Origin of the sequence: Catenuloplanes japonicus, from assembly GCF_000717135.1 — a bacterium.
Lineage (GTDB): Bacteria > Actinomycetota > Actinomycetes > Mycobacteriales > Micromonosporaceae > Catenuloplanes > Catenuloplanes japonicus.
Genome location: NZ_JNXY01000042.1, coordinates 22,418 through 47,063 on the forward strand (window position 1 = coordinate 22,418; position 24,646 = coordinate 47,063).

Annotated in this window: 21 protein-coding genes; 9 read left to right on the forward strand and 12 right to left on the reverse strand. The window is 72.3% G+C overall.

Annotation, left to right across the window (positions count from 1 at the left end; all coding sequences use genetic code 11):
• Window positions 1-2: 2 nt before the first annotated feature.
• Together OP04_RS43745 and OP04_RS43750 are read right to left on the reverse strand one after the other, a co-directional pair.
• Window positions 3-1,478 (reverse strand): hypothetical protein, encoded by a 1,476-nt coding sequence (locus OP04_RS43745; protein WP_157241149.1) that lies wholly within the window; start codon window positions 1,476-1,478, stop codon window positions 3-5.
• A gap of 135 nt (window positions 1,479-1,613) precedes the next feature.
• Entirely contained in the window at window positions 1,614-2,534 is a 921-nt protein-coding gene (locus tag OP04_RS43750) for a proline dehydrogenase family protein (protein WP_033345951.1), read from the reverse strand.
• Window positions 2,535-2,603: 69 nt separating this feature from the next.
• Between OP04_RS43750 and OP04_RS43755 the strand changes: the two genes are divergently transcribed.
• Complete coding sequence (locus tag OP04_RS43755) at window positions 2,604-3,170, forward strand: CGNR zinc finger domain-containing protein (RefSeq protein ID WP_033345952.1); 567 nt, start codon at window positions 2,604-2,606, stop codon at window positions 3,168-3,170.
• 211 nt (window positions 3,171-3,381) lie between these two features.
• On the opposite strand, the gene OP04_RS43760 is transcribed toward OP04_RS43755, so the two are convergent.
• Window positions 3,382-4,182, reverse strand: coding sequence for a sugar phosphate isomerase/epimerase family protein (locus OP04_RS43760; protein WP_232323963.1), 801 nt, complete (start codon window positions 4,180-4,182; stop codon window positions 3,382-3,384).
• A gap of 114 nt (window positions 4,183-4,296) precedes the next feature.
• On the opposite strand from OP04_RS43760, the gene OP04_RS43765 reads away from it, so the two are divergent.
• Window positions 4,297-5,157 carry a hypothetical protein gene (locus OP04_RS43765; protein WP_033345954.1) on the forward strand — a complete coding sequence of 287 codons (861 nt, stop codon included), beginning with the start codon at window positions 4,297-4,299 and terminating at the stop codon, window positions 5,155-5,157.
• 128 nt (window positions 5,158-5,285) lie between these two features.
• Here the strand turns inward: OP04_RS43765 and OP04_RS43770 are convergent, their stop codons facing one another.
• Both OP04_RS43770 and OP04_RS43775 read right to left on the reverse strand, forming a co-directional pair.
• Window positions 5,286-5,969 (reverse strand): response regulator transcription factor, encoded by a 684-nt coding sequence (locus OP04_RS43770; RefSeq protein WP_033345955.1) that lies wholly within the window; start codon window positions 5,967-5,969, stop codon window positions 5,286-5,288.
• Between the two features lie 44 nt (window positions 5,970-6,013).
• Window positions 6,014-7,318, reverse strand: coding sequence for a sensor histidine kinase (locus OP04_RS43775; RefSeq protein ID WP_408606854.1), 1,305 nt, complete (start codon window positions 7,316-7,318; stop codon window positions 6,014-6,016).
• Window positions 7,319-7,489: 171 nt separating this feature from the next.
• Here OP04_RS43775 and phoU point away from each other — a divergent pair, with 171 nt between their 5' ends.
• The gene (gene phoU / locus OP04_RS43780) at window positions 7,490-8,155 is read left to right on the forward strand and encodes a phosphate signaling complex protein PhoU (protein ID WP_033346000.1); all 666 of its coding nucleotides are present in this window, start codon (window positions 7,490-7,492) and stop codon (window positions 8,153-8,155) included.
• A gap of 51 nt (window positions 8,156-8,206) precedes the next feature.
• Here phoU and OP04_RS43785 read toward each other — a convergent pair whose 3' ends face one another.
• On the reverse strand, window positions 8,207-8,956 hold the full coding sequence (locus tag OP04_RS43785) for a phosphoglyceromutase (protein ID WP_033345957.1): 750 nt from the start codon (window positions 8,954-8,956) through the stop codon (window positions 8,207-8,209).
• 92 nt (window positions 8,957-9,048) lie between these two features.
• Here OP04_RS43785 and OP04_RS43790 point away from each other — a divergent pair, with 92 nt between their 5' ends.
• Together OP04_RS43790 and OP04_RS43795 are read left to right on the forward strand one after the other, a co-directional pair.
• Window positions 9,049-10,299, forward strand: a complete 1,251-nt coding sequence (locus tag OP04_RS43790; RefSeq protein WP_033345958.1) for an MDR family MFS transporter — start codon at window positions 9,049-9,051, stop codon at window positions 10,297-10,299.
• Window positions 10,300-10,322: 23 nt separating this feature from the next.
• Entirely contained in the window at window positions 10,323-11,531 is a 1,209-nt protein-coding gene (locus OP04_RS43795; protein ID WP_033345959.1) for an MFS transporter, read from the forward strand.
• 269 nt (window positions 11,532-11,800) lie between these two features.
• Here the strand turns inward: OP04_RS43795 and OP04_RS43800 are convergent, their stop codons facing one another.
• Together OP04_RS43800 and mshA are read right to left on the reverse strand one after the other, a co-directional pair.
• Window positions 11,801-12,286 (reverse strand): type III secretion system chaperone family protein, encoded by a 486-nt coding sequence (locus tag OP04_RS43800; RefSeq protein ID WP_033345960.1) that lies wholly within the window; start codon window positions 12,284-12,286, stop codon window positions 11,801-11,803.
• A complete protein-coding gene (mshA, locus tag OP04_RS43805) occupies window positions 12,283-13,623 on the reverse strand; it encodes a D-inositol-3-phosphate glycosyltransferase (protein WP_033346001.1) in 1,341 nt (446 codons plus the stop codon). The genes OP04_RS43800 and mshA overlap by 4 nt, the downstream gene beginning before the upstream one ends.
• A gap of 172 nt (window positions 13,624-13,795) precedes the next feature.
• Between mshA and OP04_RS43810 the strand changes: the two genes are divergently transcribed.
• The 3 genes from OP04_RS43810 to OP04_RS43820 are packed head-to-tail and all read left to right on the forward strand — an operon-like array spanning window position 13,796 to window position 16,399.
• Entirely contained in the window at window positions 13,796-14,563 is a 768-nt protein-coding gene (locus OP04_RS43810; protein ID WP_232323964.1) for an SDR family oxidoreductase, read from the forward strand.
• 3 nt (window positions 14,564-14,566) lie between these two features.
• On the forward strand, window positions 14,567-15,349 hold the full coding sequence (locus OP04_RS43815; RefSeq protein ID WP_033345961.1) for an O-methyltransferase: 783 nt from the start codon (window positions 14,567-14,569) through the stop codon (window positions 15,347-15,349).
• 39 nt (window positions 15,350-15,388) lie between these two features.
• A complete protein-coding gene (locus tag OP04_RS43820) occupies window positions 15,389-16,399 on the forward strand; it encodes a glycosyltransferase family 2 protein (protein WP_033345962.1) in 1,011 nt (336 codons plus the stop codon).
• A 6-nt stretch (window positions 16,400-16,405) separates the two neighbouring features.
• On the opposite strand, the gene OP04_RS50785 is transcribed toward OP04_RS43820, so the two are convergent.
• Both OP04_RS50785 and OP04_RS43830 read right to left on the reverse strand, forming a co-directional pair.
• Complete coding sequence (locus OP04_RS50785; RefSeq protein WP_085067257.1) at window positions 16,406-18,109, reverse strand: ATP-binding protein; 1,704 nt, start codon at window positions 18,107-18,109, stop codon at window positions 16,406-16,408.
• Between the two features lie 83 nt (window positions 18,110-18,192).
• On the reverse strand, window positions 18,193-19,722 hold the full coding sequence (locus OP04_RS43830) for a CBM96 family carbohydrate-binding protein (protein ID WP_232323965.1): 1,530 nt from the start codon (window positions 19,720-19,722) through the stop codon (window positions 18,193-18,195).
• A 188-nt stretch (window positions 19,723-19,910) separates the two neighbouring features.
• Between OP04_RS43830 and OP04_RS43835 the strand changes: the two genes are divergently transcribed.
• Entirely contained in the window at window positions 19,911-21,875 is a 1,965-nt protein-coding gene (locus OP04_RS43835; protein WP_033345963.1) for a hybrid sensor histidine kinase/response regulator, read from the forward strand.
• Between the two features lie 149 nt (window positions 21,876-22,024).
• Here the strand turns inward: OP04_RS43835 and OP04_RS48850 are convergent, their stop codons facing one another.
• Both OP04_RS48850 and OP04_RS43845 read right to left on the reverse strand, forming a co-directional pair.
• Window positions 22,025-24,103, reverse strand: coding sequence for a PAS domain-containing sensor histidine kinase (locus tag OP04_RS48850; RefSeq protein ID WP_035087264.1), 2,079 nt, complete (start codon window positions 24,101-24,103; stop codon window positions 22,025-22,027).
• Between the two features lie 125 nt (window positions 24,104-24,228).
• Window positions 24,229-24,456, reverse strand: a complete 228-nt coding sequence (locus OP04_RS43845; protein ID WP_033345964.1) for a DUF7455 domain-containing protein — start codon at window positions 24,454-24,456, stop codon at window positions 24,229-24,231.
• Window positions 24,457-24,646: the final 190 nt, after the last annotated feature.

Consider the following 24,646-nt stretch of genomic DNA (forward strand, 5'->3'; position numbering starts at 1 on the left):
AGTCAGGTGACCTTCTTCAGGTAGTCGAGGCAGTCCCGGTTCACGTCGTCCCAATCCTTGCCCAGCGTGGCCGGGGCCGCATCTTTCAGCGGCGTGCCGTTCCGGACGACCGCGTCGAAGAACGCCAGCATCGCGGGCTCGCCGAACCGCTCGGCGATCCGGCGGATCGCGTGGTAGCCGACCCCGTACCGGGCCGCGACCTGCCACTCCTCGGTGTTCGCGTCCGGTGGCGGGACGACCACGCCGGTCGTCATGTCCACCTCGTCAACGTAGCGGCCGACGAGGTCCGCCTCCTCGTAGTCGGAGATCGGCACGCCGGACTCGTCCACGTAGTCCGCGATGCCCTCGATCATCCACCAGAAGTCGTCGTCGTCGGAGTAGTCGGCCCCGCGCAGCGTCGCCACGTGCCCGAGCTCGTGCCGGAGCGTGTCGTCCACGTAGTCCTCCGGCATCTCGCTCAGGTTCAGCACCACCTCCAGGCGCGTCTCGCCGATCGGGACCGCGTAGCCGGCGGCCCACTCCAGGTCCTCGCCGCCGTACCAGCGCTGCCACTCCTTGCCGTCCGCCATGAAGATCCGGTAGCGGTCCACCGGGCCGGCGTCGCCGCGCACGTACCGATCCGCGACCAGCGCCGCGGCCTCGGCCTGTTTCTGCAGCTCGGGGAGGCGCTTGGCGTACTTCGGGCTGACCCCGACGATCGTGCGCGCGCCGACCGCCACGGTCAGGTCCGTGACCTCCCACGGGCGGGGGCCGTTCTCCTCCGACTTCGACGCGTCGAACGCGACCATCCGCAGGCCGTCGGCCGGCGTCTCGATCCAGCGGGTCTCCGCGCGCAGCCCGTCCGTGGCACAGCCGGCGACCGCGAAGCAGTGCTGCAGGTCGACCCGGGCCAGCCACTCCTCGCGCCCGCCCTGGCCGGTCACCGGCGTCGGCGAGCCGATCAGCTTCTCCGCCCAGCCGGTCACCTGCATCGCGCGCAGCGTCCCGAACCGGCGGCGCAGGTCGCGGGTCAGCTCCGTGCTCCCCTCCGCGACCGGGGTCAGGAAGCCGTTCTCGTCGCCGGCCAGCAGCGCGGCGGACTGGGCCTGCAGCGACGCGTCGATCTGCGACCGGATCCACGGGACGCGCTCGTAGGACATCGCGTTCGCGGCCGGGCTGGCCGGCGGCACCGACACGGCCGGTGCGGCCTCGGCGCCCGCGTCCAGGCCGGCAAGCGTGGGGTAGGAGGCGACGGCGGCGCCGGCCAGGATGGTGACGACCACGGCGGCGGACGCGATGAGGCTCCGGCGGGGTGTCCTCGGCGGTGGGGGCGCGGGCCAGGGCGGCGGGTAGGCGCCGTACGGCGGCGGGTAGTAGTAGCCCGGCGGCATGTTCTCCATCGCGGGCGGGCCGGCCTGCGACGGGATCCCCGGATAGGGGGACGGCACCGGGTTGTGCACCACGACGGCGTCGTACACCGGAACCGGCGGGGCCGGCACCTGCTTGTATGCTGACTCTGAGTCACCGTCCGGCGGGTTCACGAGCGCAGCCTAAAACCGGCTGTCACGCGCCGGGGATAGGCCTTTTGGCTCGAATCGCGCGGTTTACCGCCGATAGATCGGTTCCTGTCGAGATCACCGTCGGTTGGTGAGCGCCCGACCCAGGAACGCCGCGCTGGCCGGCCGCTCCGCCAGCCGCCGGGCCAGGTAGCCGTACCAGTTCGGCCCGTACGGGAGATAGACGCGCACCGTGTAGCCCTCGGCCGCCAGCCGGACCTGCTCGGCCGGCCGCACGCCGTGCAGCATCTGGAACTCGAAGTCGTCCGCACCCCGGTCGAACCAGCGCGCCCGGTCCTCCGCGATCGCGATCAGGCGCGCGTCGTGGGTGGCGATCATCGGGTAGGCCGGGCCGGACAGCAACGCGTTCAGGCAGCGGACGAAGGACTTGTCCACGTCCAGCGCGGTCTGCCAGGCCACGGACTCCGGCTCCGGGTAGGCGCCCTTGCACAGCCGCACCCGTGAGCCCGCGAACGACAGCTCCCGGCAGTCCGCCTCGGTGCGGCGCAGGTAGGCCTGCAGCGCCACGCCGGTGGACGGGAAGTCGCCGCGCAGCTTCTCCAGCGTGTCGATCACCGTGTCGGTGGCGGTGTGCTCCTCCATGTCCAGCGTGACGGTGGTGCCGGCGTCCGCCGCGGCCGCGCACACGTCGCGGGCCAGCTCGCGGGCGAGCTGCTCGTCGACGGACCGGCCCAGCGCGGACAGTTTCACGCTCACCTCGGCGGACTCGGCCAGCCCGGCGTCGGCGATGCGGCGCAGCAGCCGGGTGTACTCGTCGCGGACCGCCCTCGCCTGCTCCGTCGTGGTCGTCGCCGGCCCGAGGTGCTCGATCGTCGTGGTGAGACCGTCCGCGGCCAGCTCGGTCGCGACCCGGATCGCGTCCGCGCCGCCCTCACCGGCGATGAAGCGGCGGGCGATGTCCCGGCTGAACGGCGCCTTCGCGAGAAGGCTCTCCAATCGGGCGGAGCGGGAGGCGGCGAGAATGGCCGAACGGAGCATACGGGGAGCGTATACGCCCCGCCCTTACGGACGACCGACGTAGTCGAACGAATCGTCTACGGTTGTCGGGTGAACTTCGATGCGTACGCCCGCACCGCGGTCGACCTCGTCAACGCGCAGCTCGCGACCGTCGACGACCTCCGGGGTCTCTTCACGGACGAGAACGCGTACATGCGGGACGAGGTCGCCGAACGGGACCTCGCCGCCTTCCGCCGCGCGCAGAAGCGCCTGCGTGAGGTGTTCGAGTCCGGAGCGGACGGGCGCGACACCGAGACCGTGTCCGAGCTGAACGCGTTGCTGGAGGCGTTCCCGGTCCAGCCGCGCATCTCCGGGCACGACGCCGCCGACTGGCACATGCACGTGACCAGCCGCGGCGCGTCCGTCAGCGCGGAGTACCTGGCCGGCGCGGTCTGGGGCCTCGCGGTCTGGCTCTGTGAGTACGGCAGCTCCCGGTTCGGCCTCTGCGCGGACGAGCGCTGCGGCAACGTCTACCTGGACACGTCGTCCAACTGCTGCCGCCGCTTCTGCTCCGAGCGCTGCGCCACCCGCTCCCACGTGGCCGCCCACCGCGCCCGCAAGCGCGCCGCCTCCGCGGACCCGGCCTCGTCCGAGACCCCGCAGCTCACGCACGTCTGAAAAAGCAAACACCCAGATCACGATCTGGATTTTCCCGCTTTCGCGGTGGTCCGGTTCCGCGTGCTCCCGCGGGCCGGCGGATCCGTGGGTGGTTGCGGAAAGACCCGCACGGGGGTGTGACCGTCGGCCACGGATCCCGTGGCCCGCGGGAGCACGCGGAACCCGGGCCGCCGGGACGGGGTATATCCGGAATTTGATCTTGATCTTGTTCTCAGTGGCTGGTCAGCACCCCGAGGTGCTCGCGGGCGAAGCGCAGTGACTCGGCCAGGTCGGCCTCGCGCTCGGCGCGGCTGGAGGACTTGCGGGTGGCGACCTCCAGCGCGACCGAGCCGCGGAAGCCGCTCTTGGACAGGCCGGCCAGCACCTCCGCGCAGGGCATGTTGCCGCGGCCCGGCACCAGGTGCTCGTCGCGGCCCTCGCCGGAGCCGTCGCCCAGGTGCAGGTGGGCGAGCTTGTCGCCCATGGACGCGGCCATCGCGATCGGGTCGGTGCGGGCGGCGGCGCAGTGCGAGATGTCCAGCGTGTACGCGTCGTAGCCGGTCTCGACCGGGTTCCACCCCGGGACGTAGGGCACGAAGTCACGGCCGGCCATCTTCACCGGGTACATGTTCTCGACCGCGAACGTCAGGCCCGGGTGCTTGAGCGTCATCTTGTGCAGGCCCTCCTGGAAGCGCTTCGCGTAGTCGCGCTGCCAGGTGAAGGGCGGGTGAACCACCACGTTCGGCGCACCGAGCTTCTCGGCCAGGATCGCGGCGCGGCGCAGACGCTCCCACGGGTCCGGACTCCACACGCGCTGCGTCACCAGCAGGCAGGGCGCGTGGACGGACATCACCGGCACGCCGTAGTGCGCGGCCAGGCCCTGGAGCGCGCCCGCGTCCTGACTCACCACATCCGTCCACACCATCACCTCGACGCCGTCGAAGCCGAGGTGGGCGGCCATCTGAAACGCGGCGGCGGTCGGCTCCGGAAAGACGGAGGAGCTGGACAGAAGGACTGGCACTCGCTCGGTCACGCCTCTCAGCGTAACGCGCATCCCCGCGCCCGCCCGGCGAAGTGTCACCCCTCCCGGGGGCCGCCGCCCGCTTGTCGCGCGGCAGAAACGCAGGTCGGGGCGTACTGTGGTCGGGTGGCAAGCCGGACACAGCTTCACGTACTGGTCGAAGACCCCCGTTCCACCGAGACCGATCTCGACTTCCCGCGCGAGTGGGTCGAGTTCGCCGACCCGGCCGACCCGAAGCACGTGATCCGGGCGGACCTGACCTGGTTGCTGTCCCGCTGGACGTGCGTCTTCGGCAAGGCCTGCCACGGCATCGTGCCGGGCCGCGCGCAGGACGGCTGCTGTTCGCACGGCGCGTTCTTCACCGACAAGGACGACGAGGACCGGCTGAGGACCGCCGCGAAACGCCTCACGCCGCAGACCTGGCAGCACTACCGGCGCGGCTTCAAGAACTACACGGAGCTGGACACGCTCGACGGCGACGCGCCCGCCCGGCGCACCGCCACCCAGGGTGAGGGCGGCCCGTGCGTCTTCCTCAACGACCCGGACTTCGCGGCCGGCGGCGGCTGCGCGCTGCACGCCCAGGCGCTGCGCGACGGCGTGCACCCGCTGGAGTACAAGCCGGACGTCTGCTGGCAGCTGCCCGTCCGCCGCGCCCAGGACTGGGTCAAGCGCCCCGACGGCACCAAGGTCCTGGTCTCCACCGTCACCGAGTTCGACCGCCGCGGCTGGGGCGAGGGCGGCCACGACCTGCACTGGTGGTGCACCTCCTCCCCCGACGCCCACGTCGGCACGGACGCGATGTTCCGCTCCTACGAGCCCGAGCTGGTCGCCCTGATCGGCAAGGACGCCTACGCGAAGCTCGCCGAGCTGTGCGCGGCCCGCCTGCAGCAGGGCCTCATCGCGGTCCACCCGGCCACGGTCGCCGCGCAGGCCGCCTCGCCGGCCGGCGGCCGCGAGCCGGCCACGCCGCCGGACGAGGCGCGCTAGCGGGTGGCGAACGCGCGGCGGTAGTCGCGTGGGGGACGCCGCGGCGGCGGACGAACTGTTCGCGGAGGGCGGCGGCGGTGCGTGGCGCTCCGGACCGGCCGGCGGGAGACCGCCGGCCGGAACCTCGCCTAGGGCTCGAACTTGTAGCCGAGGCCGCGGACCGTGACGATGTAGCGCGGCGCGGACGGCTCCGGCTCGACCTTGGACCGGAGCCGCTTGACGTGCACGTCCAGCGTCTTGGTGTCGCCGACGTAGTCGGCGCCCCAGACGCGGTCGATCAGCTGGCCGCGGGTGAGCACCCGGCCGGCGTTGCGCAGCAGCAGCTCGAGCAGCTCGAACTCCTTCAGCGGCAGCTGCACGGCGGCACCGTCGACGGTGACCACGTGGCGCTCGACGTCCATCCGGACCGGGCCGGCGGCCAGCGTGGGCGTGCTGTCCTCGACCGCGTCGGCGGTGTTGCGGCGGAGCACGGCGCGGATGCGGGCGACGAGCTCACGGGGCGAGTACGGCTTCGTGACGTAGTCGTCGGCGCCGATCTCCAGGCCCACGACCTTGTCGATCTCGCTGTCCCGCGCGGTGACCATGATGATCGGCACGTGCGAGCGCTGACGCAGCTGGCGGCAGACCTCGGTGCCGGACATCTCGGGCAGGTTCAGGTCGAGGAGCACGATGTCCGCGCCGGTGCGGTCGAACTCGGTCAGCGCCGAGACGCCGGTCTCCGCGACCGACACCTCGAACCCCTCCTTGCGGAGCATGTAGGAGAGAGCGTCGGAGAACGATTCCTCGTCCTCGACGACCAGCACTCGGGCCACCAGTTACTTCCTTTCCTATGTCCGACGTGCTCGTGCGGGGCAGGTCAAGACTGCCCGAGCACGGCCGGACCGGACTCGATCTCAACCGACGTGGTTAGCGGCATGCCGTCCGCCAGCGGTCGGGCAGGCAGCCGCAGAGTGAACGTCGACCCCTGCCCCAGTGTGCTCGTGACGTCCACGCGACCGCCGTGGTTGGTCGCGATGTGCTTGACGATGGCCAGGCCGAGGCCCGTGCCGCCGGTGGACCGGGACCGCGCCTGGTCGGCCCGGTAGAAGCGCTCGAAGACGCGCTCGATGTCGCCGCCGCCGATGCCGATGCCCTGGTCGGTGACGACGATCTGCACGTTCTCCCCGTCGGAGCTGATCGCGACCGTGACCCGGGTGTCCTCCGGCGAGTACGCGATCGCGTTCTCCACCAGGTTCGTCACCGCGGTGGCCACCTGGCTGTCGTTGCCGTAGACCACCAGCCCGCCACCGCCCTCCACGGCCACCTCGATCGACTTCGCCGAGGCGGCGGTGCGGGTGCGGTCGATCGTCTCCGCGACCACCCAGTCCACCGAGACCGGTTCCAGCGTGGGCAGCGGTTCCGCGCCCTGCAACCGGCTCAGCTCCAGCAGCTCGCTGACCAGCCGGCCCATGCGCAGCGACTCGTGGTGGATCCGTTCCGCGAAGCGCCGCGCGGCCGCGACGTCCTCGGCCGGGTCCGGCGAGCTGCCGGCCGTGATCGGGTCGGTGGCGTCCAGCAGCGCCTCGGAGAGCAGCTGGAGCGCGCCGATCGGCGTCTTCAGCTCGTGGCTGACGTTCGCCACGAAGTCGCGCCGGACGCGGTCGACCCGGTGCGACTCGGTGACGTCCGCGGCCTCGACGGCCACGAACTCGCCGCCGAGCGCGACCGCGCGCAGGTGCACGCCGAGCGGCGCCTGCGGCCCGCCCTCGCGGCCCCGGCGCAGGTCGAGCTCGACCTCGCGGCGCACGCCGGTGCGGCGCACCTGGCCCGCGAGCGTGCGCAGGATCGGATGTGCCGCGATCGTGCCCGGCCCGGCGCCGGCGCGCAGCAGGCCCATGGCCCGTGCCGCCGGGTTGACCAGCACCGGGGTGTCGTCGGCGTCCAGCACGACCACGCCGACCCGCAGCGAGTCAAGGCTCTTCCGCCCCAGACCGGACATCGGGGCCTGATCCTTCTTGCCTATCGCCGGCCTCCCATCGATCTGGACTCCGGTGATGGTCTCGGTCGCCATCCCTCGGTCCCGGGCCCACCGTGCGCGCCCGAAGAGGATGCCGAAGAGCACGCCGAGCACCAGCCCGATCACCGTCGCGCCGGCCACGCCTGACTCCACCGCCCACCTCACGCCAGCGATGGTAGGGGGATTGTTTACCTGGCACCTTCGCCAAAAGGGGCAAATCTGGCACGAGTTTCGTAATGTTCAACTCTCGGCTCGGCGTCGTTCATCGCAGTTCACCGCCGGGCCGTCCCCGCGACCTACGGTAACCCCGCATACACAGCTAACGAGGACGTGATCATGCGCGTTGAATTTCAGGCAGACCTGAGGGAGGTCAGCCGGCTGCTGGTCGAGCTGGCCGAGGGCGCGCGCGTGGCGATGCGCCGCGCCACGACCGCGCTGCTCGCCGCCGACCGTGCCGCGGGCGAGGCGGTCATCGAGCAGGACGCCGACCTCGACGACCTCTACCGCCAGGTCGAGGAGAAGGTGGCGGACATCCTGGCCCGCCAGGCGCCGGTCGCCTCCGACCTGCGGCTGCTGATCACCGCGCTGCACATCGCGGCGGACCTGGAGCGGATGGGCGACCTGGCCGACCACGTGGCCAAGACCGCGCTGCGCCGGCACCCGTCCCCGGCGGTCCCGGCCGAGCTGCGTGGCGTCTTCAAGGAGATGGCCAACGTGGCCGACGCGATCGCCGGCAAGGTGGCGACCGTGCTCGCCGAGCCGGACGCGAAGCTCGCCGCCGAGCTCGAGACCGACGACGACGTGATGGACGACCTGCACCGCGAGCTGTTCAAGGTGCTGCTCGGCGACGACTGGCCGTACGGTGCGGAGACCGCGATCGACGGCGCGCTGCTGGGCCGCTTCTACGAGCGTTTCGCCGATCACGCGGTGAACTCCGGCCGCCGGGTCATCTACCTGCTCACCGGCGAGACCGTGACCGACGGGACGGTCGCCGGCAACTGAGGTCGCAGGCGACCAGAAGAGGTGGGGCCCGGCGCTGCCGGGCCCCACGACTCACTTGCCCTGGTTCGCGACCGCGGCGGCGGCCTCCTTGGCGGCCTCCGGGTCCAGGTAGGCGCCGCCGGCCACGGTCGGCCGCAGGTCGGCGCCGAGGTCGTACCGCAGCGGGATGCCGGTGGGGATGTTGAGCTTCGCGATCGCCTCGTCGGAGATGTTCTCCAGGTGCTTGACCAGCGCACGCAGCGAGTTGCCGTGCGCCGTGACCAGCACGGTGCGGCCGGCCAGCAGGTCCGGCACGATCGCGTCGTACCAGTACGGCAGCATGCGGTGCACGACGTCCTTGAGGCACTCGGTGCGCGGGGCCAGCTCCGGCGGGAGCGTGGCGTAACGCGGGTCGCCGACCTGCGACCACTCGTCGTTGTCCTCGATCGGCGGCGGGGGCGTGTCGTAGGAGCGGCGCCAGAGCATGAACTGCTCCTCGCCGTACGCGTCCAGCGTCTCCTTCTTGTTCTTGCCCTGCAGCGCGCCGTAGTGACGCTCGTTCAGCCGCCACGAGCGGCGCACCGCGATCCAGTGCCGGTCGGCCGCGTGCAGCGCCAGCTCCGACGTCCGGATCGCGCGGCGCAGCACGCTGGTGTGCACCACGTCCGGCAGCAGGCCGTGCTCCTTGAGCAGCTCGCCGCCGCGCCGCGCCTCCGCCTCACCCTTGGCGTTCAGGTCGACGTCGACCCAGCCGGTGAAGAGGTTCTTGGCGTTCCACTCGCTCTCGCCGTGCCGCAACAGCACCAGGGTCCCCACAGTCATGCGATCAGGATATTCCGCGTGACCGGGCCGGACCCGGGGGACTAGGTTGTAAGGCACAAAGTCAAGATCATTCATTACAGCGGGGGTACGGCGTGCGCGCGTGGTTGTCGGAGACGGCCGGAGGGCTTCCGAGAACGTTCTGGTACCTCTGGACCGGGAACCTGATCAACCGCATGGGCGGCTTCGTCGTCGTCTTCCTGGCGATCTACCTCACCACCGCGCGCGGCTTCTCGGAGAGCCAGGCCGGCCTGGTCCTCGGCCTCTACGGCGCGGGCGCCGCGGCCGGCACGATGATCGGCGGCGTCGCGGCCGACCGGTTCGGCCGCCGCCCCACGCTGCTGGTCGCGCACCTCGGCGCGGCCACCGTGATGGTCGGCCTGGCGTTCGCCCTCGACCTGCCGGTGATCGCGATCGGCGCGGCCGTGCTCGGCCTGTTCGCGGAGGCGGCCCGGCCCGCGTTCTCCGCGATGCTGGTCGACGTGGTGGCGCCGGAGGACCGGCTGCGCGCGTTCACGCTGAACTACTGGGCGATCAACCTCGGGTTCGCCTCGTCCGCGATCCTGGCCGGGTTCGCGGCCCAGGTGAACCCGGTGCTGCTGTTCCTGGTCGACGCCGCCACCATGCTGGTCACCGCCACGATCATCTTCCTGCGGGTGCCGGAGAGCCGGCCCGGTGCGCGCGTCGTCCAGGCGGGCACGGCCTCACCGCGCGCCGCCTCCGGCCTGGGCGTGCTGCTGCGCGACCGGGTGTTCCTGATCTACGTGGCGCTGAACCTGGGAATCGCGCTGATCTTCATGCAGCACCTGTCCACGCTGCCGATCGCGATGACCGCGGACGGGCTGGCACCGTCCACCTACGGCACCGTGATCGCGCTGAACGGCGTGCTCATCGTGTTCGGCCAGCTCTTCCTGCCGCGGCTGCTCCGGGGCCGGGACCACTCGCGGGTGATGGCGGTCGCCGCGATCGTGGTCGGCGTGGGGTTCGGCCTGACCGCGGCCGCGCACACCGCGCCGCTCTACGCGCTCACCGTGGTCATCTGGACGCTCGGCGAGATGCTCAACGCGCCGTCGAACTCCGCGCTGATGGCCGAGCTGTCCCCGGTCGCGCTGCGCGGCCGCTACCAGGGCGCGTCGTCGCTGTCCTGGGCCGGCGCGTCCGCGATCGCGCCGATAGCGGGCGGCTACGTGCAGGAGCACGCCGGCCACGTCACGCTCTGGCTGGCCACCGGCGTGATGGGCGTGCTGGTCGCGGCCGGTCACCTGCTCGCCCGCCCGTCCCGGATCCGGCGCATCGCCGAGGTGGCGGCCGCGGAATCAGCGGTGGAGACCGCGGCGGTACGGTAAGGATCCCTTACAGAAGGAGCGGCATGCGGCGGTGGCTGCACGGCAACCTCGGCGGCCTGCCCAGCACCTTCTGGTACCTGTGGACCGGCATGCTGATCACCCGGGCCGGCGGGTTCGTGGTGCTGTTCCTGAGCCTCTACCTGACCGAGGTGCGCGGTGCCGGGCCGGCCCTGGCCGGGCTGCTGCTCGGCGCGTACGGCGTCGGTGGCATGGCCGGCAGCCTGCTCAGCGGCGCGCTCACCGACTGGTGGGGCCGCCGCCGCACGCTGATCACCGCGTACCTGGCGATGGCCCTCACGCTGCTCGCGCTCGCGTTCACCACGCCGCTGCCCGCGATCGGCGCGCTGGTCGGCGTGCTCGGCCTGACCCAGTCCATGCCCGGCCCGGCGCTGATCTCCGCGATGGTCGACGTGGTGCGCGAGGAGGACCGGCCGCGCGCGTTCAACCTGGAGTACTGGGCGCTCAACCTCGGCACCGTGGTCGCCTCGTTCCTGGCCGGGCTGCTGGCCGAGGTCAGCTTCACCGCACTGTTCCTGGTGGACGCGGCCGCCACCGCGGTCGCACTGACGCTGATCGTGTGGAAGGTGCCGGAGACGTCCGGGCCACGGCGCGCGGACGCCCACGGTGGCGGCTTCGGCCGGGTTCTGGCCGACCGGCACTTCCTGGTCTTCGTCGGCCTGACCGTGCTGTTCGCGATGGTGGTCACGCAGGGGCCGACGATGATGCCGATCGCGATGAGCCGGGACGGGTTCAGCCCCTCCGCGTACGGGCAGGTGGTCGCGCTCGGCGGTCTGCTGATCATCGCGGGGCAGCTGTTCGTGCCGCGCCTGATCGCCGGCCACGCCAAGCACCGGGTGCTGGCGCTCGCCACCACGCTGGCCGGGCTCGGCTACGGCGCGCTGGCGTTCGCCGACCACCTGTGGGTCTACCTGCTGGCCTCGCTGCCCTGGACCGCGGCGCAGATGCTGGCCGCGCCGCCGAACGCGCAGATCAACGCGGAGCTGGCCCCGCTCGCGCTGCGCGGCCGCTACCAGTCGGTCTTCTACCTGACGTTCCCGGCCGCGGCGTTCCTGGCACCGGCCGCGGGCGGGTTCACGCTGGAGCACCTGGGCGACGCGCACTGGCTGATCGCGGGCGCGGCCGGCCTGGTCGCGGCCGGCCTGCACCTGTGGGCGGGCCCGAGCCGGGAGCGGCGCGTCGCGGCGATGCGGGCGCACGATCCGCGCGGCTGACCACCGCCGGCGAGTCGCGGCGGCAGCGGGAACGACTGGTACGCCAGGTATTCGGTCGGCGGGGCGCTGCCACCGGCCGGAACATGGTGCGCGCAGGACGTCGCGCCGTTCCCGGCGGGCGTGCAGACCGGCGGCGACGGGCGGGACCTGCCCCCACAGGGCCCGCCCGCCGATCGCCGCCGGCTCCCCCCACACCGCGAGCTCGCCTCGAACACTAGTTCTGCCGGCGATCTTGGCACAACGTACGCCCGGTCACATTCGGTGATGTTCTATGACGAAGGGAACATGTGCGTGAACGCCTGGAGGTTGGCCAGCGACTCACCGCGCTTGACCCGCCACTCCCACTCGCGCCGGATCGACGAGCCGAACCCGATCTCCAGCATGGTGTCGAACGACTCGTCCGCGTAGGTCAGCACGGAGCCGAGCAGCCGGTCCAGTTCGTCCTCGTCGATGCCGGCCAGCGCGACGCGACCGGTCAGGTAGACGTCGCCGGCGCCGTCGATGGAGAAGCCGACGCCGTACATCCGGGCGTTGCGGCGCAGCAGCCAGGCCCAGAGCGCCTCCGCGTTCTCGTCCGGGCGGCGCATCACGAACGCCTCGATCCGCAGCGCGTGCTCGCCGACGATCAGGTTGCAGACGGTCTTGAGCTTGTGCGTGCCGGGCAGCGTCACCGCGTACGACCGGTCGCCGGTGGGCTCGCAGGGCAGCTCCCGCTCCAGGCAGACCTGCTCGATCAGTCGCGCGACGTCCGTCATAGCGCTGCCCCTCCGTAGGCCCCGGCCAGCTCCGCGGTGATCCGCCGGCGGTGCGCGGCCACCGCCCCACGGTAGACGTCCAGCAGGCCGGCCGCGGTGCGCTGCCAGGAGAACTGGTGCGCGTGCTGGACCGCGCCCCGGGAGAGCAGCGACAGCCGGCCCGGCTCCGCCAGCAGCCGGCCGAGCACGCGCGCCCAGTCGGCCGGCACGTGGCCGTCGACCAGCACGCCGCTCACGCCGTCGCGGACCGCGCGGTTGAGGCCGCCCACGTTCGCGGCCACCACCGGCGTGCCGCAGGCCTGGGCCTCCAGCGCGACCAGGCCGAACGACTCGTTGTAGGACGGCACCGCGACCAGGTCCGCGGCCCGGTAGACGGCGGGCAGCCCGGCGCCGGCCTGCGGCGGCAGGAACCGTACCGAGTCCGCGATGCCGAGCCGGTGGGCCAGGTCGATCAGCGCGGTCGGCCGGTCCAGGCCGGTGCCGCTCGGGCCGCCGCAGATCACCACGGTCAGTCCGTCGCGCGACTCCAGCTCCGCGGCGGCGCGCAGCAGCACGTCCGGCGCCTTGAGCGGCTGGATCCGGCCGACGAACGTGACGATCCGGCCGCGCTCGGGCAGGCCCAGCAGGCGGCGGGCGGCGAGCCGGTCCGCGTCGGCGCGGCCGGGCGGCGCGGGACGGAACCGTTCCAGGTCCACGCCCGGCTCGACCACGGCCACCCGGGACGGCTCCGCGCCGTACAGCCGGATCAGGTCGTCGGCCTCGGCCGCGGTGTTCGCCACCAGCCGGTCGGACTCGGCCACCACCTGCTCCTCGCCGATCACGCGCGCCTTCGGCTCGGGCCGGTCACCGGCCGCCAGCTGCGCGTTCTTGACCTTGGCGAGCGTGTGCGCGGAGTGCACCAGCGGCACGCCCCAGCGGTCCTTGGCCAGCCAGCCGACCTGGCCGGAGAGCCAGTAGTGCGAGTGGATCAGGTCGTAGTAGCCGGGCGCGCGGGACGCCTCGGCGCGCTGCACGCCGTTCGTGAACGCGCAGAGCTGGGCCGGCAGCTCCTCCTTGGCCAGGCCCTCGAACGGGCCGGCGTTCACGTGCCGGACCAGCACGCCGGGGCTCATCTCGACGATCGGCGGCAGCCCGCCGCGGGTGGCCCGGGTGAAGATCTCCACCTCGACGCCCAGCTCGGCCAGGCGGCGGGCGACCTCCACGATATAGACGTTCATGCCCCCCGCGTCACCGCTGCCCGGTTGGTCGAGCGGCGAGGTGTGCACGGAGAGCGTCGCTATCCGCCGGGGTGTTGGCCAGGCCGTTCGATGCCGAGCCACTGCCACGATCGCCTCCAGCGGATCAATTGTTGCGATTTTTACGCCGTGGTTTCCAACCACGGCGCAACGACCCATCTTCCCCGCAGATTTTCGCCACGCAGGCATTGGAGGACCGTGCACGTGACCCAACTCATTCCCCCGTGGGACACGGGTGTCACGTCACCGCGCACGGATGCGGCAGGATCGGGGCGTGAGTGATACGTCTAACCCCATCGCGGTCGTCACCGGCGCCTCCAGCGGCATCGGCGCGGCCAGTGCCCGCCGCCTCGCGGCCGACGGATTCCACGTGATCGCGGCCGCCCGCCGTGCGGACCGGCTCGACGGCCTGGTCAAGGAGATCGCGGCGGCCGGCGGGTCCGCGGCAGCGGTCACGCTCGACGTCACCGACGACGCGTCCGTGGCCGCGCTGGCCGAGGCCGTGGGCGGCCCGGTCACGGTGCTGGTCAACAACGCCGGCGGCGCGCACGGGCTGGACCCGGTGGAGAGCGGCACGGTCGCGGACTGGCAGCTGATGTACGACGTGAACGTGCTCGGCACGCTCCGCGTCACCCAGGCGCTGCTCCCGGCACTGGAGGCTTCCGGGAAGGGCACGATCGTCGTGATCGGCTCGACCGCGGCCTTCACCGCGTACGAGGGCGGTGGCGGGTACGCCGCGGCCAAGCACGCCCAGACCGCGCTGACCGGCACGCTCCGCCTGGAGCTGAACGGGCGCCCGATCCGCGTCGTCGAGATCGACCCCGGCATGGTCAAGACGGAGGGGTTCTCGCTGACCCGCTTCGACGGCGACGCCGCCCGTGCCGAGGCCGTCTACAAGGGCGTGGACGAGCCGCTGCTGGCCGAGGACATCGCGGACTGCGTCTCCTGGGTCGCCACCCGCCCGCACCACGTCAACATCGACCGGCTCGTGGTCCGGCCGCTGGCCCAGGCCGCACAGCACAAGGTGCACCGGACCGGCTAGACCATGCAGCGTCCACAGGGGATCGTGACCCGCGGGACCACCAATCCCAACCGGTTGCGCCGGGTGGACCACTGGATCGCGGACCAGCTCGGTGACCTGCTGAGCGACGCCGCGGACCCGCTCGTGGCCGACCTCGGCTACGGCGCCACGCCGGTCACCGCGGTGGAGCTGCGCGCCCGCCTGGCCCGCCGGGTGCGCCCGGACGCGCGCGTCGTCGGCCTGGAGATCGACCCGGCCCGGGTGGCGGCCGCGCTCCCGTCCGCGGACCCGCCGTGGCTGGACTTCCGGCGCGGCGGGTTCGAGCTGGCCGGCCTGCGCCCGGTCGTGGTCCGCGCGTTCAACGTGCTGCGGCAGTACCCGGAGGCCGAGGTCGCGGCCGCCTGGGACCTGATCGTCTCCCGGCTCGCGCCCGGCGGCGTGCTGGTCGAGGGCACCTGCGACGAGCCCGGCCGGCTGGCGTCCTGGGTGGCGGTCGGCGCGGACGGCCCGCGCACGCTCACGCTCGCGGCCCGCCTGGCGAGCCTGGACACCCCCGCCACGCTCGCGGAACGGCTGCCGAAGGCACTCATCCACCACAACGTGCCGGGCAGCGGCGTGCACGCGCTGATCCGGGCGCTGGACGACGGCTGGCGGGACGCGGCGCCGCTGGCCGTGTTCGGCCCCCGGCAGCGCTGGGCGCACGCGGTCCGGGCCGTGAAGGACGCGGGCTGGCCGGTCCGCGACGGCCCCCGACGCTGGCGCCTCGGCGAGGTGACGGTCGGGTGGGAATCGGTTGCCGTCCGGTAGCAAAATCCTCAGGAACCCGGGGGTACGGCCGATCGGCCCATGGTGAGCGCGAACCTGAGGCTTGCCGCCGTCATCATCGTGCGCGACGAGGCCGAGCTGCTGGCCCGCTGCCTGACGTCGCTGCGGGACGTGGTGGACGAGATCCACGTGCACGACACCGGCTCCACGGACGGCAGCGCGGACGTGGCCGTGCGCGCGGGCGCGCACGTCACCACCGGCCTGTGGAACAACCACTTCGCCGAGGTCCGCAACGCGGCGCTGTCCGGGTGGACCGCGGACTGGGTGCTCTCCGTCGACGCGGACGACCAGGTGCACGCTGACCTGCCCCGGCTGCGTGAGCTGCTCGCGAGCATGCCGGAGGACGCGGCCAGCCTGGAGATCGACAACGAGCGGCAGGGCGACCCGTTCACGTACCGGACCGTGCGGCTGTTCCGGCCGGCCCGCACCAGGTGGGTCGGGCGGGTGCACGAGCACGTCACGGCGCGCGACGGCGTCCTGCGCGTCCACGACCTGCCGCGCGACATCATCCGCCTGGCGCACACCGGCTACGACACGGCGGAGCAGCGCACGGAGAAGGCGCTGCGCAACATGGTCCTGGGCCGGATGGAGCTGGACGACCTCGCCTCCGACCCGGCCGGCAACCGCGACCTGATCGCCCGCACGCTGCTCGACCTGGGCCGCAGCTGCATCGGCGCCGGGCACAAGCAGGACGCGGTGGACACGCTGGAGATGCTGCGCGACCTGTTCCCGCGGACCCGCGAGCGGCTGCAGGGCACCGACCACCTGGCCCAGCTGATGCTGGCCGAGGGCATGGACGAGGTCGCGCTGGTGCTGGTCGAGGACATGCGGGCGGGCGGCGCGGAGCCGACGTACTGCGACTGGCTGGCCTCGCAGGCGCTGGCGCAGCTCGGCGAGGTGGACGAGGCGGCACGGCTGCTCGGCAACGTGGGCCGGATCGTGGACACGGCCGGGCGCCGGCACAACGCGTCCGCGCTGGCCGAGATGAAGCAGCTGGTCGCCGCGCTGCAGGCCCGCCTCACCACCGTCTGAGACCGGTCACCCGCCGGGCAGGGTGAACCAGAACCGGCTGCCGCCGCCGTCGTTGGCGTCCACGCCGATCTCGCCGCCGTGCCGCTCCACGATCCGCTGGCAGATCGCCAGGCCGAGCCCGGTGCCGGGGCGGTCCGTGCCGTTCGCGGAGCGGTGGAACGCCTCGAACACCCGGGCCCGTTCCGTGTCCGGGACGCCGATCCCGTGGTCCGCGACCTCGATCCGGGTGCGCGCTCCGGCCGGGACGGACACGATCTCCACGTCCGGCGCGTGGCCGGGACAGCTGTACTTGACCGCGTTCCCGACCAGGTTCTCCAGCACGTGGCGCAGCATGCGGGGGTCGGCCATCACGGTCGGCAACGGCCCGATCCGTACCGTGGCATGCTCTGCGGCGATCTCCGCGGCCATCGCGCCGAGGTCGACCGGGCGGGGTTCCAGCGGCGCCGCGTCCGCGACCGCGTACGTGAGCAGGTCGTCGACCAGCCGGTTCATCCGGCCCAGGCCGCGCTCCACGGCGAGCCAGTCCGCCGGGTCCGGCGCGCCCGGCGTGCGCAGCAGTTCCACGTGCCCGGCCACCGAGGCCAGCGGCGACTTGAGGTCGTGCCCGGTCATCGCCAGGAACGCGCGCAGCTCAGTCTCGGTGCGGCGCAGCTGCCGCTCGGTCTCCTCCCGGCGCGCGATGTCCGCCTGCAGCGCGGCGGTGGCGGCCGCGACGCGGGCCAGCGCGTGCCCGCGGGACAGGCCGAGGATCAGGATCAGGCCCACGACCAGCGCGGTGATCAGCGTCCCGGCCAGCGCGGACGCCGGCACCAGGTAGGGCGCCTCGCCCTCGGCGAGCTTGCCGGTCGGTTTCACGGTCAACTGCCAGGTCCGCTGCGCGACACCCACCGCCACGGTACGGGTGAGGTCCGCGTCCGCCTCCGGCTCGCCGGACGGCCAGCGCGCCACCGGCGTGCGCAGCCCCTCCGCGGACGAGTCCAGCAGCTCCACCTCGATCATGCTCAGCGCGCCGCCGCGCATGGCCGCGTCCAGGAACGTGCCGCCGCGCAGCCCCATCACGGCCCAGCCGCTGATCCGGTCCGCGGTCGGCCGGTAGAACGGCACGGCCACCACGAACGACAGCTGGCGGCGGTCCGGCGGCATGTTCTCGTCCCGGGCCAGCACGTAGGTGCGGCTGACCGCGGCCGCGTTCGTGTTCGCCGAGTGCCGGAGCGCGTCCACCAGCTCGGTGCGTTTCGCCAGGTCCGGGCCGACCATCGGCGGCCGGCCGTCGTAGTCGCGGGCGAGCACGGAGAACACGTGCTCCGTCTCGCTCGGGTCGGGGCGCAGCGTCAGCCCGGTGGCGCCGTGCGCGCGCCAGTAGTCCTGGGCGGCCGGCACCTCCGCGGTCCCGGCCGCGACCAGCACCGCGACCGCGGTCACCGCGGGCAGCCGGTCGGTGGAGACGGCCGCGCTGATCCGGGCGAAGTCGTCCGCGGTCAGGTCCGTCTGCGCGCCGACCGCGGCCGCGATGTCGGTGATCGCGTCGACGTACCGGGCGGCCTCGGCGGCGACACCGGTCCGGACCAGGTCCACCCGGCGGTCGAGCGCCTGGCGCTGGTTGCGCTCGGCCAGGCCTTCCAGCGCGCCGCCGAGCGAGACGGTGGCGAGGATACCGAGCGCGGCCACACCCGCGGCGAGCGCGGGCACGCTGCGCTGCGATCTCGGCATTTCATCAGGTTATGCAACAGAACGGGCCGCCCGGATCAAATCCGGACGGCCCGTTCCTCGGGGGGATGGGGTGGAGCGCGTTGTTACCTGAGCGAGACGTTGAAGTACGGGTCGGCGGCGATCCGCTTGACCGCGGCCTTCGCCGAGTCGCTGCTGAAGATGCTGATGTTGCGGTTGCCCTGGTCGTCCCGCGGGGTGTCGAAGTAGACCAGCGCCTTCACCGCCGGACGGGCCTTCAGCTGCGGCAGCACCGTGTTGAACGCCGGTGCCTTGTCGACCGCCTCGTTCGCCTTCAGTCCGTGGTAGACGCCCCACTCCGCGACCATGACCGGCTTGCCCGGGTGCTTCGTGGTCGCCCAGTCGTAGAAGCCGAGGTTCGTGCCGAACACCGGGCCACGGTCCAGCAGGTTGTTGAAGTCGCCGTGGTGGTAGCCCTTGGCCGCGTTCAGGTACGAGTCCAGGCCGATCCAGTCGATGACGTCGTCGCCCGGGTACAGGTCCGGGAACCAGGACTTGCCCAGGTAGCTCTCGTTGCCCATGTACGCGAGGACGTTGACCGCGTTGGTGACGCCGTTCGCGCGCAGCCGCTGGATCACGTGCCGGTACATGGCGGCGTAGTCCTTGGCGGTCATGCCGGAGCCGGCCCTGTCGACCACGTCGTTCTCCGGCTCGTGGTGCAGCGCCAGGAAGAACCGCTGCTCGCTGAAGTTCGCCTTGACGTACGCGGACCAGTTGTCGATGCGCTGGTCCTGCCCGCCCGCGGCCACGGCGGCCCAGGTGGTGCCGTAGGCGACCTTCCAGTTCAGCAGCAGCGTGCGCGGGTGCGCCGCGTCCTGGGTCATCGCGATCTCGGCCTTGGTCGGGAACTTCTCGTTGCCCTTGTGGTACGTGTGGTAGATCGCGGCGGTACGGCCGGTCGCGGCCTCCCACTGCGTGAGCGCGACGTCCCGCGGGGTGTCGGTGAAGCCGCCGGCCGCCGCGCCCCACAGCACGCCACAGGTCGGGACCAGCTTCGGGCCGGCCTTGCAGCCGGTCGCGGGCGAGGCCGCGGTCGGCACGGTCAGGCGCAGTGCCGGGCGCAGCGCCGCGGTGGTGTGCTCGCTGGAGTAGAAGCGGTTGCTGGAGGCGGCGGCGCTGGAGGTGACCGCGAACGCGTACGTGCCGGCGGCCTTGACCTGCGCACCGAGGTCGAACACGACCTCCTTCTGACCGGCGGCCAGCTTCACGGTGGTCTTCGCGGTGCCGAGCGCGGGCGCGTTCGCCGCGGTCAGCGTGCTCTCGGCCCAGTTGGCCGGGACGCCTGCGACGGTCAGCGTGCTGCCGGCCACCACGTTCTCCAGCGCGAGCCGCAGCGTGGCGCCGGTGGCGGCGCGGCCGGTGGTGAACTTCAGGAACGCGACCTTGCGGTCCGTGCTGAGCGCGCCGGCGGCCAGCTTCGTCTCGGCGCCGGTGTTCAGGCCCTTACGGGCGTCGGACGTGTAGGCGTCATCAGAGGCGGAGACGGTGAGCTGCGTCGTGGTGGCCGAGGCCGCCTGCGCGGGCGTTCCCGCGTAGCCGCCGACCGCCAGAGAGCCCGCCAGCAGCGTTCCGAAGATGCCGTAAGTCCTGCGCAAAATATCCCCTTCCGTGTGGCCGCGCTCCTCGGTGAGGAGCGGCCGTACCGCCTGACAGGAATAAGATTCGGGCTCGCCCGTAGCAGGTACCGGACCCGGAGAGGTGCGTGCCGGTTGCGCATCCGGCCCGCCCGATTTATGGGAGAATTTGGGGATCAGGGGTTTTTCCACTGGATCCCGGAGTCGCCGTGCAGGACTGGTCCACCGATCACGCGCAGGGGCTGCTCGAAGCGGCGCCGGACGCGATCGTCGTGGTGACCGAGGACGGCCTGATCACGCTCATCAACGCGCAGGCGCAGCGCCTCTTCGGCTACCGGCGGCACGAGCTGATCGGCCGGAACATCGAGCTCCTGGTGCCTGAATCGGCCCGCGCCGACCACCCGCTGCACCGGCAGGAGTACATGCGCGCGGCCCGGCCCCGGCCGATGGGCGCCGGCACGGAGCTGGCCGCGCGGCGCAAGGACGGCTCCGAGTTCCCGGCCGAGATCTCGCTCTCCGCCATCCGTACCGCCGACGGGCTCTTGATCGCCGCGGCGATCCGGGACGCGACCGAGCGACGGCACGCCGCGGAGGCCCAGGCCCGGCTCGCCTCGATCGTGCTCTCCTCGCAGGACGCCATCGTCGGCCAGACCGCGGACGGCATCATCACCAGCTGGAACCCGTCCGCGGAACGGATCTACGGCTACGGCGCGGACGAGGCGATCGGCCGGTCGATCACCATGCTGATCCCGCCGGACCGGGTCGAGGAGACGCGCGACCTGATGTGCCGCGTGGCCGGCGGCGAGCGCGTCGACCGGTTCCGCACCCGCCGGGTCCGCAAGGACGGCACGGTCATCGCGATGGGCATCAGCTTCTCGCCGATCATCGACGGCGCGGGCACCATCGTCGGCATCGCCAGCATCTCCCGCGACCTCAGCGACGAGGAACTGGCCGAGGCCGAGCGGGAACGGCTGATCGCGCTGGCCGAACGGGAGCGGATCGAGGCCCGGCTGCAGCAGTCACAGCGCCTGGAGAGCCTCGGCCAGCTGGCCGGCGGCGTCGCGCACGACTTCAACAACCTGCTCGCCGTGGTGCTCAACTACATCGCGTTCATCGCGGAGGAGGTCTCCGACGCCGCCGGCGAGGACGCGGACCGCTGGGACCCGGTACTCAAGGACATCGACCAGATCCAGCGCGCCGCGGAACGCGCGATCTCGCTCACCCACCAGCTGCTCGCGTTCGGCCGCCGCGAGGTGGTCAAACCGCGCGTGCTCAACCTCAACGAGGTGGTACGCGAGGTGGAGGCGCTGCTGCAGCGCACGATCGGCGAGCACGTGCGCCTGGAGACCACGCTGCGCGAGGAGCTGTGGCCGATCCGGGCCGACCCCGGCCAGCTCACCCAGGTGCTGGTCAACCTCGCGGTCAACGCGCGCGACGCGATGCCCGGCGGCGGCAGCCTGACCATCGGCACGGACAACGTCACGGTCGACGAGAGCTACCTGGCCGGGCGGCCCGGACTCCAGCCCGGCTCCTACGTGCGCCTGCAGGTCAGTGACACCGGCGTCGGCATGACGAAGGACGTGGCGGACCGCGCGTTCGAGCCGTTCTTCACCACCAAGCCCAAGGGCGAGGCGACCGGTCTCGGGCTGTCCACCGTGTACGGCACCGTCACGCAGACCGGCGGGCAGATCAGCATCTACTCCGAGCTGGGCGTCGGCACCACGATCAGCGCGCTCGTCCCGGCCAGCTCGGAGTCCGTCCCGGTCGTGGAGCACCCGGCCGAGCCGGACGCGGGCGCGGGCGGCGGGGGCGAGACCGTGCTGGTCGTCGAGGACGAGGACGCGATGCGCGAGGTCACCGAGCGCATCCTGACCCGCAACGGATACCGCGTGATGACCGCGCCGGGCGGCGACCACGCGCTGGAGCTGGCCCGCAGCCACGACGGCGCGATCCACCTGCTGCTCAGCGACGTCATCATGCCGAAGATGCTGGGCAAGGAGGTGGCGGACCGGGTGACGGCGTTGCGTCCCGACACCCGCGTGCTCTTCATGTCCGGCTACGCGCGCCCGGTCCTGACCGAGAACGGCACGCTGAGTGACGACGTCACGCTGGTCTCGAAGCCCTTCTCCGAGCGCGGCCTCCTCCAGGCCGTCCGCTCCGTCCTAGATCAATAACCCTCCTCCCCCGCCCGCCTTTGCTCTGCTTACATGAGCAAAGCGGCCGAAATCGTACCCGCGAAATGCCCTGTTATGTACCGCTAGCGTCAGGTAAGCAGAGCAAAGCCGGGTGGAGAGAGGGCGGGCGGGCGACGGGCGGGTGATCTTCAGGCGGCCTCGATCGTCAGGATGAAGAGGGCGCCGTGCGGCTCGACGGGCTCGTAACGGACAGTGCCGCCGTTCGCCTCGGCCAGGTGCCGCACGATGAACAGGCCGAGGCCTGCGCCGCGCATGAAACGGTCGAAGAGCGTGGAGACCAGGTTGTCCGGCACGCCCGGACCGTGGTCGCTGATCTCGATGATCAGCTGATCCCCCGAACGGCGCGCGGCGAGCGCGATCGGCGCCCGGCCGTACTTCACCGCGTTACCCAGCATGTTGACCAGGATCTGCCAGAGGTGCCCGCGGTCCACGAGCGCGGACAGGCCCGGGTCCACGTCGACCTGCACCGGCGGCGCGGTCGGCGGCAGGTTGCTGATCGCGGACTCGGCCACGTCCAGCACCGGGACCGGGGTGCGGCGCGCGGTGACCTTGCCGGCGTCCAGGCGGAACAGCAGCGTGAGGTCGTTCATCATGCCGATCAGGCGCCGGGTGTTCTTGTCGATCTTTGTGCTGAGCTCGAGCCGGATGTCGTCCTCAAGGTCGTTCCAGTCGACCGTGAGCAGCTCGGCCAGGCTCGCGATCGAGCTCAGCGGCTGGGCCAGCTCATGCGACACCATCGACATCAGGTCGGACTTGAACTCGACCGCGCGCTCCAGCCGCTCGTTCGCCTCGACCAGCTCCACGTTGGCGGTCTCGGTCTCGGCGGCATGCGCGGCGACCGCGTCCTCCTCGCGCTTGCGGCCGGTGATGTCGACATAGGTGACCACATAGGCACGCGGGTTCCCGCCCGGACCGGGCAGCGGCGCCATCGACGCCAGGACCGGCACGTTCTCGCCGTTCACGCGGCGCAGCACGGTGTCACCGCCGGGGCGCTCGGCAACCTCCAGGGGCGGATCCCAGGGGTACGGCGGGAGCTGGCCGATCGCCTCGCCCGGTGTCCGGCCGGTCAGCTCGCACCAGTGGCGGTTCACGTCCAGCACGCGGTGCTCCCGGTCCAGCACCAGCACACCCTCGTTGATCGACTGCAGCAGCGTCTCGGTGAACTCGCGTCGCTCCTGCAACGCGTCCACCAGCTGCTGCTGCACCCGGTCGGAGACGTTCAGCTCGCGGACCAGCCGGGCCAGCACCACCAGCAGCGCGAGCGTGCCCAGGATCGCGGCGCCGGTGATCGCGGTCGCCGGCCGGTCCACGCCCGCGTAGACGGCCGCGGTCGCCAGCAGGCCCGCGACCACCGGGAACAGCACCAGCGCGAACGCCAGGCGACGGCCGACCGACGCGCCGCGGCTGGTGCCGGTCAGCGCCGCGAGCGGGCCGCGCTGCGGGCGGGCGAGGAGCAGGCCGACGCAGAGCGCGAGCACGGCGAGCGCGGTGATCGGTGACATGACCGTGCCAGGGCCGGAACCCTCCCGGTACGCCTGGCCGAAGATCTGGGCCACCAGCGCGACCACCGCGATCGTGGCGGCGCCGAGCCCGAACAGGTCGGCCGCGCCGGCCGCCTCCGCGCCGAGCCCGCGCCGGTCGACGGACCGCCGGTCGCCACCGCCGCGACGGTCGCCGCCACGACGGTCCCCGCCGGTCCGCCGGTTGGCGGTCATCGTGCCGCTGAGGATCGGGGGCGGTTCGTCGTCCGTCGTGGTCCGCGGCGTCTTCGGCTTCGGCCTGCGGTCGAGCGTGACGAGCGCGAGCCCGACCAGGATCAGCGCGAGCGCGGTGGTGGTCGAGGTGCGCCCGAGCGACTGGTCGTGGACGCCGAGGAAGTCGCGCGCGGTCCCCCCGATGCGGCCGGGCCCGGCCATGCGGGTGACCAGCCCGGTGAGGCCGGCCAGCACGGTGACCAGTCCTAGCGCGCGCCCGATCAGCCCGGCCTGTGCACGGGTGTCCCTCGGCGCCAGCGCGACCAGCCCGCACCCGGCCGCGGCCAGTGCGACGGCGACCAGCGGGGCGGGGGTGCCGGGCCCGAAGAGCGACCCGGTCGTGGGCCCGTCTCCCCAGGTCATCAGCGTGACCATGCCGAGGGAGGCGACGGCGACGCCGGCACCGATAGCGAACGCGCCGTGGAGCCGGCGCCCGTACTGCGGGATATCCACCGCCGAAAGCTCCTCATAAACGGACTAAAGGAGCCTATCAGGCAATTCGCATCCACCACCGAAAAACGCACCGGACCCGGGCGGGCTCGGTGCGTTCACGTTCGGGGTATCGGGTCCTCGGCGGCTTACGCGGTGCGGCTCGATCCGGTCCAGGCGAACCCGGCCTCGACGAGGACGCTGTTCGCGGTCTTGGCGATCTCGCCCGCGTGACGGTTGGCGTGGTGGCCACAGAACGAGAGCTCGCCGCCCCCGGAGAGGCGCACGCCCAGCTTCGCGGCCGCTCCGCAGCTGTCGCACAGCTCGGTGACGGAGTTGACGACTTCCACCTGAGTGGGGTTCAGCAGTGCGTTCATGGCGTTGGCCTCCTTGGTCGGTCGAACGATGCGTCGGCGCGGCCTTGTGGCCCGGACGAGGTCAACATCGGTCTCCGCTCCCCCCGTTTTAGCGCGGCACCCGCCTCCTAACCAACCCGCTACCCCCGGCAACCGTATCCGGGGGGCGAAATTGCGACGCACGCCACACCCTGTCCTTATACCCCCTGGT